Source organism: Caballeronia sp. LjRoot34, assembly GCF_964253815.1.
GTDB lineage: Bacteria > Pseudomonadota > Gammaproteobacteria > Burkholderiales > Burkholderiaceae > Caballeronia.
The window spans coordinates 1102462-1114818 of record NZ_CAXUSB020000003.1; the positions used below are offsets into that span (position 1 = coordinate 1102462).

Annotated in this window: 9 protein-coding genes; 7 read left to right on the forward strand and 2 right to left on the reverse strand. The window is 58.7% G+C overall.

What is annotated here, in order from left to right:
* Positions 1 to 103 precede the first annotated feature (103 nt).
* The 6 genes from ACSQ36_RS35980 (at position 104) to ACSQ36_RS36005 (ending at position 6786) form a co-directional block, all read left to right on the forward strand.
* Entirely contained in the window at positions 104 to 1354 is a 1251-nt protein-coding gene (locus ACSQ36_RS35980; protein WP_436185768.1) for an MFS transporter, read from the forward strand.
* A gap of 384 nt (positions 1355 to 1738) precedes the next feature.
* Entirely contained in the window at positions 1739 to 2458 is a 720-nt protein-coding gene (locus tag ACSQ36_RS35985) for an ABC transporter substrate-binding protein (RefSeq protein WP_436186457.1), read from the forward strand.
* 486 nt (positions 2459 to 2944) lie between these two features.
* Positions 2945 to 3763, forward strand: a complete 819-nt coding sequence (locus ACSQ36_RS35990; RefSeq protein WP_436185769.1) for a MipA/OmpV family protein — start codon at positions 2945 to 2947, stop codon at positions 3761 to 3763.
* Between the two features lie 9 nt (positions 3764 to 3772).
* Positions 3773 to 4498 (forward strand): response regulator transcription factor, encoded by a 726-nt coding sequence (locus tag ACSQ36_RS35995; RefSeq protein ID WP_213768083.1) that lies wholly within the window; start codon positions 3773 to 3775, stop codon positions 4496 to 4498.
* Positions 4495 to 5268 (forward strand): response regulator transcription factor, encoded by a 774-nt coding sequence (locus tag ACSQ36_RS36000; protein ID WP_436185770.1) that lies wholly within the window; start codon positions 4495 to 4497, stop codon positions 5266 to 5268. Before ACSQ36_RS35995 ends, ACSQ36_RS36000 begins: the two co-directional genes overlap by 4 nt.
* A gap of 213 nt (positions 5269 to 5481) precedes the next feature.
* Entirely contained in the window at positions 5482 to 6786 is a 1305-nt protein-coding gene (locus ACSQ36_RS36005) for a sensor histidine kinase (RefSeq protein WP_436185771.1), read from the forward strand.
* Positions 6787 to 6955: 169 nt separating this feature from the next.
* Here the strand turns inward: ACSQ36_RS36005 and ACSQ36_RS36010 are convergent, their stop codons facing one another.
* Positions 6956 to 10069 carry an autotransporter outer membrane beta-barrel domain-containing protein gene (locus tag ACSQ36_RS36010; protein ID WP_436185772.1) on the reverse strand — a complete coding sequence of 1038 codons (3114 nt, stop codon included), beginning with the start codon at positions 10067 to 10069 and terminating at the stop codon, positions 6956 to 6958.
* 592 nt (positions 10070 to 10661) lie between these two features.
* Here ACSQ36_RS36010 and ACSQ36_RS36015 point away from each other — a divergent pair.
* The gene (locus ACSQ36_RS36015) at positions 10662 to 11657 is read left to right on the forward strand and encodes a glycosyltransferase (RefSeq protein WP_436185773.1); all 996 of its coding nucleotides are present in this window, start codon (positions 10662 to 10664) and stop codon (positions 11655 to 11657) included.
* 146 nt (positions 11658 to 11803) lie between these two features.
* On the opposite strand, the gene speG is transcribed toward ACSQ36_RS36015, so the two are convergent.
* Entirely contained in the window at positions 11804 to 12346 is a 543-nt protein-coding gene (gene speG / locus ACSQ36_RS36020; protein ID WP_213768092.1) for a spermidine N1-acetyltransferase, read from the reverse strand.
* Positions 12347 to 12357: the final 11 nt, after the last annotated feature.

The following is a 12357-nucleotide window of genomic DNA, read 5'->3' on the forward strand; positions in this document are numbered from 1 at the left end:
TTTCCATATTAACTCGCATAATCATTATCAACATATTTCAATTGTCGCATAGTGTGGGGTTCGCTAGGATGCTTTCTCAGATCCCGTTTTGAGAACCCGTTCGATGAATCCATCCGCAGAAGGTCCCGCCCGTGCCGTCGCGACGCAGGAAGCCGACAATCCGCACAGGCTCACCGGACCACTGACTGCCTTCTTCGCGGCGGCAGTCGGCGTGATTGTGATGAACCTGTTTGCCGCGCAAACGCTGACGGGTGCGATCAGCCGCAGCTTGCATCTCGCCCCTGAGTTCTCCGGCCTCGCAGCCACGGTGCCGCAACTGGGCTACGCAGTCGGACTGGTGTTGCTCGTACCGCTGTGCGACCTGCTGGAGAACCGGCGGTTGATCGTGCGCACACTGGCATGCGGCGCCGGTTTTCTCGCGGTCGCGATGTTCACCGACTCACGCGTATTGTTTCTGGCCGCTGTATTCCTGGCCGGTGCCGCATCCAGCGTGATCCAGATGCTGGTGCCGATGGCCGCTTCGATGGCGCCTGACAGTCACCGCGGACGTGCAGTCGGCAACGTGATGAGCGGCTTGATGCTCGGCATCCTGTTGGCGCGTCCGGCTGCGAGCGTGATTGCCGGGTCGATGGGCTGGCGTGCCTTCTACGGGCTTGCCGCGGTGATCGATGCGCTACTCGCTGTCGTCCTGTACATGAAACTGCCTGTGCGCATGCCAGCTATCCCGACGCGTTATCCGGCACTCCTGTACTCGCTTTGGACGCTGATGCGCACCGAGCCTGTGTTGCAACGGAACGCTGCATCGGCGGCGTTGGTGATGGGGGCGTTCAGCGCGTTCTGGACGGCGATCGGCTTGCGGCTCGTGCAGCCGCCTTTCAGCTTCGATATGAATGGCATCGCCCTGTTCGCGCTCGCCGGCGCGGCAGGTGCGATCGTGACGCCGCTCGCCGGCCGCGCGGGCGACCGTGGGTCGGGTCGCAAGACGTTGCTTGCCGGCCACCTCGCGATGCTCCTTGCGCTTGTGGCAATCGGCGTAGCGGGCGCGGGCTGGGGAGGGTTTTCGGCGAGCGCTCATCCGGTGCTGGCGGTTGCGATGCTCGTCGTGGGCGCGGCCGCGCTCGACGCAGGCGTCGTCACTGACCAGACCTTGGGCCGGCGTGCGATCAACCTGATGGATCCTGCCGCGCGTGGAAGGCTGAACGGTTTGTTCGTCGGCGTATTTTTTGTCGGCGGCGCGTTGGGTGCCGCGCTTTCCGGCGCCGCGTGGGCGATGGCCGGCTGGACCGGTGTCTGTGTAGTGGGATTCGTTTTCACCGGCCTTGCTTACGTTCTCCGGCTGACCAGGGCTGGCTGACGAGGCGAGATAAGAGTGTCGACGGTCACGGATTTTTAACAGCGTCGGTGGCAAGGGACATTCATTTGTCTGGTTGCGGCGACGCCCCCGGTGCGTTTGAGACATCCGTGCTTCACAAGAACTTATGGATGGGCACCTACGACGTGGATCGTTAGGGAATCAAGCAACGATCCTACTGAGATAATGGGTGCCGGTTCGCTAAATAAAAGGCATCCCAAGATGACGAAGCTTTCGATGATGCAACGCCCCACGGGTTTCATCGCAACGCTATCTGTAGTGTTGGCAGTTAGCGCCGCCCTATCCGTTTCCGCGTTCGCACAGTCCCAAGGCACGATCCCGCCGCCATCAACTGTTCCACAATCCGCGAAGCAGGCAAGTGAGCCCATGGTGAAAGTATTTGCGCCGAGCGGCACGCTGCGCGCATCCATCAATCTCGGGAATCCGGTGCTGGCGAGTATCGATCCGGCAACCGGCAAGGCGGCAGGGGTATCGGTTGATCTCGCCACTGAGCTCGCCAAGCGTCTCGGTGTGCCGCTGCAACTGGTCGTGGTCAGGTCGGCGGGTGCATCGGTGGATAACGTCAATCAGGACAAAGCGGACGTCGGCTTTTTCGCCGTTGATCCAAAGCGTGGACAAGAAATCAGTTTCACGAAACCGTATGTGTTGATTGAAGGCTTTTACCTGGTGCGCGCCGCGTCGCCGATTACCACCAACGATCAGGTCGACCAACCGGGAGTGACTGTCGCCGTTGGCAAAGACAGTGCGTACGATCTGTTCCTCACGCGCGAATTGCATCGCGCGAAGATTGTGCGAATTCCGACGTCACCTGCAGTGGTGCAAGGTTTCCTGGATCAGCATCTGGACGTGGCCGCCGGCGTCAGGCAACAGCTTGAAAGAGATGCCGCGAAGGCAGGTGGATTGCGGATGCTCGATCAACGTTTCATGGTGATCCGTCAAGCGATGGGGGTGCCAAAAGCAAAGGGCGATGAAGCGGCCGCGTACTTGTCGACGTTTGTCGAGGACATGAAAGCATCCGGCTTTGTCGCGGCGTCTCTGGCGCGTCATCAGATTGCGGGCGCGGTCGTTGCGAAAGACAACGACTAGCAGGCTGCGAGGCCGTGCGCATAGCGTTACTTTGCCCGGTGCGGTGGTCACGTCGACGGTGCATCACCGGATGTGCATTGTCCCGTTCGGAACAGCTAATGTCCGGACGAGTTTTGATTGCCGCAAGAAATGGCATACGCGTAGGATTCCTCTTCTTATAGCGAAGAAATTGAACGTGGATCGTGTACGGATAGATACCTCATGCCTTGAGGCTGGGCAGCACAAAATGGCGCAGCGCTAAACCTGGCGCTTGCCAGTCTCTCGGATCGTGCAGGTAACCACTGCCAGCAGATCCTTTTGATGTCGGCCGAACTTCCATTCCCAAATCACATGATTACAACCGGTCGTCGCGTCGCGTCGCGCGACGTGAAGTGACATATTTCTCGATACCTGTTCCATGGAAGTAATTGTTTGCTGAGTAAGTGAACAGTAAGTGCCCCGGTCCTACAGTGCGTCCTCACGACCACACCAATAAAAGGCACCCCTGTGAAAAAACACCTTCGTCGCGAGTATCAACTGCTATTCGCCGTTGCATCTGCTCTGATGTATTCGGGCGCGGCTTGGGCAGATGGTCCTGGCGCGAATCTGCCTTACGCCGACACGACCGGCTTCACAGTTTTGAGCAATGCCACGAACGTTACCCATTGGGGACTGGGCGGCGGGGCGGCCTTTGAGCAATCACCCTACAAAGGATATGGCACGCACATAACGCCTATTCCGTTCTTCTTTTTCGACGATAAATGGATTCACGCCATTGGCACAACCGTCGATCTGAAGGTCGGGAAATGGGGCGGCGTTGCGTTCATGCTGCGCGGGAATTACGCGATCGCCGACGGCTACAGGGGCTCCGACGCACCCATACTCAACGGAATGCAAAACCGGAGCGCTGCATTCTGGCTGGGCCCTGCACTCAAATGGCAGACGCAATATGGCGATCTTTCGGGTGAGTACCTGACTAGCGGAAACAAAGGACAGAAGGCCGATATCGAGTTCGGCAAGACCCTGGACTATGGTAACTTCTCTATAGAACCCCATGCAGCAGTCAGTTGGTTCAGCGGCGACTACGTTGATTATTATTATGGCGTGAGGACGTCGGAGGCGCGAGCCGGACGACCTGCATACACCGGGACATCCACCTACAAGGAAACCGTCGGCGCCAAGTTCGACTATCGCGTAACGCGCAAGCAGCTCGTAAGCCTTGACCTGGGTATCGCACACCTGGGCAGCGGAATGACTGACAGTCCCATCGTGGGCAAGCGATTCATTCCTGAGGCCAAGGTAGCCTATCTCTATCAATTCAATTGAACCGGCCCTATGTCGCGAATTGCACTGATCGAAGATCATGTCCGCCTGGCGGCCATGATCCGGCAATCGTTGTCCGGTGCTGGAATCGAAACCGATATCTTCAGCAATCTTTCTGAAGCAGCCTATGGCCTGAGCCATGCCGACTACTCGGTAATGATCTTTGACCGCGGATTGCCCGACGGCGACGGGCTACTTTTTCTTCGAACGTTGCGTGCCGCCGGAACCATGACCCCTTGCCTGATGCTGACCGCTCGGGATGCGTTGCACGACCGCATAGAAGGGCTCGAGACTGGCGCGGACGACTACGTTACCAAGCCATTTGAGATGAGTGAGCTGGTAGCGCGCGTACGAACGCTGATGCGCAGGCCTGCCGAAATGACGACGCTGGTTCAAAGCTTCGCTGATATTGCTATCGATCCACAGCAACATGCAATGCGGTGCGGCAACCAGTCCGTCCCGCTTGCGCCCGCTGAATTACAGATCATGTCTGTTCTATTGAAGGCCGCGGGCCGGACCGTTCGCCACTCGGCGCTTGAGCATGCGGGCTGGGGTCTGGGCGACGCGGTCACCCCCAACGCGCTTGAAGTGACCATTCACCGGCTGCGAAAGAAGCTGCTTGCGGTGGGCGCGACCACGCGACTTGCAAATATCAGGGGTGCGGGTTTCGCAGTCCAGCGACTGGACCGCCTCCCTTTGCAGGCGAGCGTCGGGCAACGCGATGAAAGGCAGAAATGAAGCGGCTTATACTTGTAGTAGACAGCGACCCCACGTGCCGCGATGTCTTGCGCACGTCCTTGCAGACCGATGGCTACGACGTCGCGGTCTTATATGACGCGAGCAAAGTGGCTCGCCGGATCGAAGAGGAGCGGCCTGCGCTGATCTTGATGGCCAGCGGTTCGTCCGAACGCGGCAGTCTTCCAGCACTCCGGGCGCTTCAGGCGCTGCGAATCGCTCAGGATGACTTACCGGTAATCATGATGGGCAATCGCGACGACGTAACGGAACGCATTATCGCGCTCGAGTGCGGCGCTGACGATTTCATATCCAAGCCATTCAATGTGCATGAAGTGTTGCTGAGAATCGGCACCGTTCTGCGACGGGTCGGACAGCATCATTTTCAGGACCCTACATACCGGAAGCCATTTTTGTTCAGCGGGTTTAAACTGGACTACGGGCTGCGCTCGCTCACGTACCTCGATGATCCAGTCTCACTGACGCAGCATGAATACGCCATACTCGCCCTGTTTTCAACAGCACCAGGGAGAGTCTTCTCAAAAGCTGCGATTGCTCAAAGCATGCATTCGGATGCGTCCAGCGCTCGCACCAACGTTGGTGTCTGGGTTCATCGACTGCGCGAACGGATCAAGCTGATAGTTGGTGCATGTGAGTTCATAGAGACGTTTCGCGGCCATGGATACGTTTTCCATCCCGACCGTCAGCCTACGCCGCAACGCCGAAGAGTGGACGCTGAACCGTCAGCGGCAAGCCAACGCAGTGCGAGATGACTACCGGTCACAGTGACCGGCACGGTTAATCATTTCGGCACCGTTTGTACTGACGCTTGCCGGTGGCTGACGGCACACGGATGGATCACTATCAGGTCCGCGCCCGCATCGCGCAATGTCATCCTTCACCGCATTCGATCAAGTTACACGGACAGCATCATCATGCTCAACTACTGGATCAAAAGCCTCTCGGTGCGCTTATGGGTTACAAGCGTGGCGGCGTTGGCCGTGAGTCTTACCCTCATCGCCACAATCGTGCTGTACGCCTTCAATCACTTGCCACCCGATACATTCCGGGTGAGCGAGAGCATAAGAAGCGCGCACCAGTTAGCCTCCCAATTGCGCTTTGACGAGTCGGGGCGCCCGGTGTCGATAAACCTCGACGAGCACGCGACGTGGCTCTTCGACTTCGCATCGACCGAGTTGCTGTATCGTACGCTCGACGCTTCGGGACATGTGCTTTTTGCGTCGCGTGGCGCGCTGAACAATGCCTCCTGGGATGCCGGTGACTTGACCAGCGCCCTCGGCGCCATGAAACGCGTGACCATTAATGGCAAGCCTTTTGACGTGGTGACCCTGGAGATCATGCACGGGCAAGCCCCTTATTTTCTACAGAGCGCGGCGAGCGTAGCGTTCAATAAAGCCGTTCTCGGCGAGAGGATCGAGCCGATTCCGAAGATCGTGGGTTATACCTTGCTGATCGCGACAATCATCTTCGGCCTGACCTTGACGTTCACTGTTCGCCGCGTGCTGCGGCCTCTTCGCGTGGCATCGGATTCCGCCGCTTCAATCACCCCGCGGAACCTTCGCATGCGGCTTTCCATCAAGGGCGTCCCCAGTGAGATCAAGCCTATTCTTGTCGCGTTCAATGATGCGCTCGCGCGCCTCGAAAATGGCTTCGCTGTACAACAGCAATTTCTCGCCTCGGCTGCTCATGAACTTCAAACACCGCTGACTTTGATAAGAGGGCAGATCGAGTTGCAACCCGAGGTCGAGAACAAGGATTTGCTGTTCCGCGAAATCGACTTGATGGCGCGGCAGGTCCGGCAACTCTTGCACCTCGCCGAGGTAAGCGAATCGCAGAACTTTGAATTCAGCGAGGTCGACAAGGTCGATGTTGCCGAGGACGTCGTGGACTATCTGGCACGCAAGGCAGACAAAAAGCAGGTGAAACTGCATGTCGACGTCCCTGTCATTCCCGCAACAATGCGAGCTGACAGGAGCGCGCTTTTCATCTTGCTGAAAAACATTGTTGAAAACGCGATCAACGCGACGCCTTCGCATGGGTCCGTCATTGTTTCCGTCGATGAAAAGACGATCTGTGTCCAGGACGAGGGACCCGGTGTCAACCCTGAATATTTGCCATTTCTGTTTGAGCGTTTTTGGCGCGCGCCCGATGCTCAACACGACGGCGCCGGCCTGGGCCTCTCGATCTGCAAAGAAATAGCGCTGGCGCACAATTGGAAACTTACCGTCAGAACGCTGGCGTCCGGAACCCGGTTTATTGTTTCCTTCTAGACCTGCTCAGTAGCCCGAATTAACCACCCCACTCGCGGTAGAGTTCGTCGATACGAGTGAGCCTTCAAACAGAAAGGCCGCGCTCGTTTCCGGGCGCGGCCTTTCTGACACGAGCTTAACTGAACGTCAAACCTCATGCACCGGTCACCCACACCGGCGCGCATCGCTTTTACCAGCTATATCGATATCCAACCTGACCAAACACGCCCTGACGATAATCGCCACCAAGGTTGCGGGAGTATTTGACGTTGGCGTACATCTCCGACGACTTGCTCATGCTCGTGGTGACACCCACGCCGACTTCATACCAGGTCTTCGAGAGACCGCTGTTGAACGACGCGCCATCCACTGCCGTGTTGCCCGGGTTCAGGAAGTCGTGCAGTACGTCGGCGGTGAAGTAGGGCGTTGCCGTTCCCGTCTTCGTGTCATTGGTCAGGTTCGCCTTGAAGATCCGGAAGCCGACGCGGCCGCGCAACGCGTTGCTCGACGTGCTCGATACCGGCGAGATGCCGTCGTCGAAGCCGTTCAGATGCAGGTACTGGTACATCAACTGGGCTTGCGGTTCGATGGCAATCGTCGTCGATCCGATCAGCAACGGCTTGCCCACTTCACCGGACAGGCCCGTGCCAACGCCGTTCTGCGAAGCGCCGCCGCCATACACATCGCCGTACTTGTTGCGATAGTGGGTGAGTTGCGCCACGGCGTCGAAGTAGCTGCCGTCTTTCAGATATTTGGTCCAGTAGCCACCGAGCGATTGCGCCTGCGTCTCGACTGAGCCGGTAGCGGTCGTCAGCGCCGGATTGAGACTGCGTGCGCTGTCTTCGAAGGTTGCCGACGACGAGCCGATAGTCACCGTGACGCCTGCATGCGTGCTGCCGCCGGCCGGGTTCGTCGAGAGCGTCCAGTCCTTGCCGAACTCTGCGAAGAACGTGCGTTCATCGCCGGAGAAACGGTCCCCCGAGTTGGCGTTCAGGCTTTGGCCGCCGATACGTCCCCACACGCCGTTACCATACGTTCCCTGCGCGTTCTCGAGACTCGCGATGTCGCCGACACGTTCATGCAGCCGATCCATGATCGTGAAACCATAGTCGAGGTTGAGCGACGGCGTCATCGTGTAGCCGACCACGGCAGGGCGATACGCGATGACCGAAGGCTGAGCGGCAGGCGGGGAGCTGGGCGTGCCCGCGGACACGATCGGTGTCACCGGTGTAACCACCGGGCCAGAGTCGGCCGGCGTGGTTGGTGGCGTCGGTGTCACAGGTGGTGTAACCGGCGGCGTCACAGGTGGCGTCACCGGCACGCTCTCAAGCGCCGAGCGCAAATAGAAGTCGTTGGGGCGCCCCGAGCCGCCTTGATACAACAGATACTGGTACGCCCCCGCCTGAACCGGCGCAAGCATGTGGAAGGTACTGGCAGCGGCGCTGCCGTTCACCTGGACGAGCTTGATGCCGTCGCCTACCGTCAGCGCGCCCAAGCCGCTCGGACGCACTGTCACGGTCGTGCTCCCGCTCGCGTTGCCGCCAATGACCAGTTGGTCGGTGAACTGGTTGGACGGCGCGCCGCCCGCGTTCATGACAGTGTTCACAATCAACTGCGCGTTGTTGCCGACGTAGTTCCCGCTCACATTGAGCACGTTGCCCGGCGTGCCCGATGCAGCCGCCAGGTTGATCGTGGCGTTATTGGTGAGATCACCGCGGATCGCAAAGGTGCCGGTCGTAGATGCTGAAAAAGCCGGCAAGGCATTCGCCGCCGCGATCGTGCCCGAGTTCGTCACGGAGCCGAATACGGTACCGAAACCGCCAAGCGTGGCGCCGTCCGCGACGGTCGTCGCGCCCGTGCCGATGCTTGCCGAATTGTGCTGTGCGTCGCCGACTGCAAGGGTACCCGCCAGCACGTTCGTGTCGCCGTAGGCGCTCGCGCCGTTCATAGTGAGCATGCCGCTGCCGAGCTTGGTCAACGAGCCGGTACCGGTCACCGCTTGTGAGAGCGTGGACGAATATTGCTGCGTGTCGATCGTCCCGCCATTCGCACCGATCGAGATGGCGCGGGTCGCGGCGAGGTCGAGGTCGTTGTTCAGTTGCAACGTGCCGCCGTTGAACGTGACACTGCCAGTGGTCGCGCCCAGCGCATTGTCCGCTGCGATATTCAGCGTGCCTTGCGTGATCAGCGTGCCGCCGGAATACGTGTTGCCGCCGGTTGCGGTGGGCGCGAGGAACAGCGTGCCCGCACCGGTTTTCTCGATCGAACCCGTGCCGCTCAACAATCCCGCGTACGTGCCGTCATCGGTTTGCGCGAAGCGGACCAGGCCGTTGTCGGTAATTGCGGCCGGCAGGCTCTGTGCCCGGGCTTGAAGCGTCCCCGCGGCATCGACGAGCATCTGTCCGGTGTACGTGCTGTTGTCGCCTGTCAGGATCAGCGTACCACCCGCAACTTCAGCACTTTGCACGTCGACCGGAATGCCGTTGACGGTCCACGTACCCGTGTCGGTCTTGATGAGCGTCTGGAAGTTGACGATGTTGCCGGTCAGCGTGTCCACGCCGAGTCCGCTCAGGAATAACTGGTTGTTGCCCGCACCGCCGTCGATATTGCCCTGCACCGACGAGCCGGTGTAGATGCGCATGACGTCGTCGCCACCGGAGAAAATGATGTCGCCGATAACCGTGCCCTTGTTGGTGAAATCGATAGGGGCGTCGCCGCTCGAACCGATCACGCTGCCGGGTGACCGGATCACGCCGGTTTCGTTATTGATGATCGTGTTGCCGCCGACCTTGTTCTGGAACCAGATGGCGCTGGCGTTGATCGCCCGGATCAAGCCGTTGTTGATGATGACATTGCCCTGGCCTTGTATGTTCACGGCCTCGGCAATGTCCTGCGTGCCCTTGGACAGCACCTTGCCACCCGCTTGCACGGTCAGCGTGCCGTTGTCCTGGAACTCGATGGTGTTGGCGCCCGTGCCATAGTTGCCGTGCGAATTCACGGCGTAATTGCTGACTGTGCCGCCCGTCTGCACGGTGATGTTCGCGTTGTTAGCGAGACTGATTGCCGATGCATCTTGCGTGGTAATCCTCGCGCCGTTCTGGACAGTGACCGTCTGATTGTCGTTGCCCGGAATATAGCCGGTACCGATGGTCGTGGTCCATGGGTTCGGCGATGTTGAGTCGCAAACCGTATCGAGGCCGTTCACGGCACATGCTGCTGCCGCCGCAATGGGACTCAGGAGAAAAGGAATCAGCAGAAGTGATGGTGCAAGCGAGATCGCTCGCGAACGAACTGGATTAGACATGAACCGCCCCCGGTGTTGTTATCTGTAAAAGCGGGCGGAATTTAACAAGCAGGCTATCTTGTGAATGTGGCTAGCCGAACGAACGAACCTGGAAACCTTACTGAGTAATACCTGCTTTGTGCAGCATCGCGCTTTAAGTGGCAGAAAGAGCCTGGGTATTTGTCAATTGTTGTCAGATCGACGAGAAATAAAATAGGCGCTTGTTCGTCAGTGGAGGGCAGGCCACTTCCGTTCCCTGGCCTTGGTTCCTTGTTCGCGTGCATTAAATAACAGAATCCGCGCGTGCGTTATGAGCGCTGCCGAACACGCAGCGCAGATGCAACGCGTTGTGTGGGTTACCCATCGCTCAAACGCCAATGTCTTGCTTCAGGGCGTTCCCTCTGTGTCCGTGCATCGGTACGATGCGTCTTTCGGCGCGTCAGGCGCTTGGGAAAGCGCTGATATCGGGGGAGATATGGGAGCGAAAAGCACGGTGGCAAACGAGTCGACTAACGTTCATGTTCACCTCTACTATGGTGTCGATCCAAGCATATATCGCAAAGACGAGAACGTTGGGTGCCTGTACGGTTATCACCACGCCGAGTCGGAATCGATGACCCTTTCGTATTCCCACGATCATCCCGAAGGACGTGCTCTCCGCACTATTCGACGCGGCTTGAAAGCGCTTCTCGGTTGCGATCTCGTTCATACATTTCGCAATCGCGCAGCGCTGCTTGAAGCGGACGTGATCTGGACGCATACGGAGCGCGAGTATCTATCGGCGGCGTTATTGCTGATGCTCAAACGTGGTCCGCGTAAGCCGCTTCTGCTTGCACAAAGCGTGTGGCTGCTCGACATATGGGAATCGCTTGGCGTGTTCAAGCGCGTGATCTTCAAGAGGCTGCTAAGCCAGGCGAGCTTGCTGACGACCCTGACTCACGACAACGCAGCACTCACGAAAAAATTCTGGAACCGCGAAGCAACGGTGGTGCTCTACGGTGTCAGTACCGACGATTTCCCCTTGCAGCCAGTGTCCGAGTGGCGTCCTCACGAACCATTGCGCGTGGCGGCCATTGGTAACGATCGCGACCGCGATTGGCAGACCTTCATGGCTGCATTCGAAAACGATCCACGCTTCAACGCGAGGCTTGCGACCCAGCGCAAAGTCACGCGTTCTGATCGGGCGGATAACGTTGTTGTCGCGCCGGTGTCGGGGTTGGCGGAGCAACGCGCGCTCTATGAATGGGCCGATGTAATCGTCGTGCCGCTTCATCCCAATCACCATGCATCGGGCATTACGGTTTTGCTCGAAGCGGTGACGGCCGGCAAGGCGGTCGTTGCAACGGGCATAGGCGGTCTGTCCGACTATTTCTCCGATGACGCCGTCTCATACGTACCGGTCCACGATGCACAAAGCCTGCGCGAGACTGTCGCCGCGCTAGGCGCCGACCCTGAAGGCACGACGAAGCGAATTCGTCGCGCGCAGCAGGAGTTGGTATCGAAGGATTTGACGACGCGCGGTTTCGCCCGGCAACACGTCATGCTGACTCATCAAATGTTGCGCCGGGCACAGTCGAAGGAACGGGAGGAATCGCTTGCGCGTGTGTAGGCCGCGGGTCATGCGGCTTAAGGCGCTCAAGCGGTGGCTCGATATCCCGTCACCACCGCAAGCGCCAGCGTCGCGTCTGACAACAACAGCGACACGACAAACAATGGCCGGGTGAACCTGATCCACTCGCCGACGCCAACGCGTGCTTACTTGGCTGCCTGCGTTTGTTTGAGGAAATCGTGCTGGAAAATGCACATGCGATACGCATTGTGATACCGGCCGTTGCCAAAGAACTCTTCGATCAATTCCGCTTCCTGTTTGAAGCCGCACTTTTCGTAGACGTGAATGGCCGACTGATTCGACACATCGACGATCAGATAAAGCTTGCGCAGATTGAGCACGGAAAACGCGTAGTCCGTTGCGAGCAGGGTTGCGTTTGTCGCATAGCCCTGGCCTTGAGCGCCGGGCGCGATGATGATCTGGAACTCGCCGCGCCTATGGATGTAATCAAGCTCGATCAATTCCGCGAGCCCTACGGTCTCGCCCGTCTTGTCGACAGCGACGAAGCGGCGTTCACGCAGATCGTGGACGTGGCGATCGTATAGCTGGGACAACTCAGAGAAGGTTTCGTAGGGTTCTTCGAACCAGTAACGCATGATCTTTGCGTTGTTGTTCAGGCTGTGGACGAAGTGGAGATCGGTACGTTCGAGCGGCCGCAGCATGAGCTGATTGTTCTCTTCGATGATCATGAGTAACACTC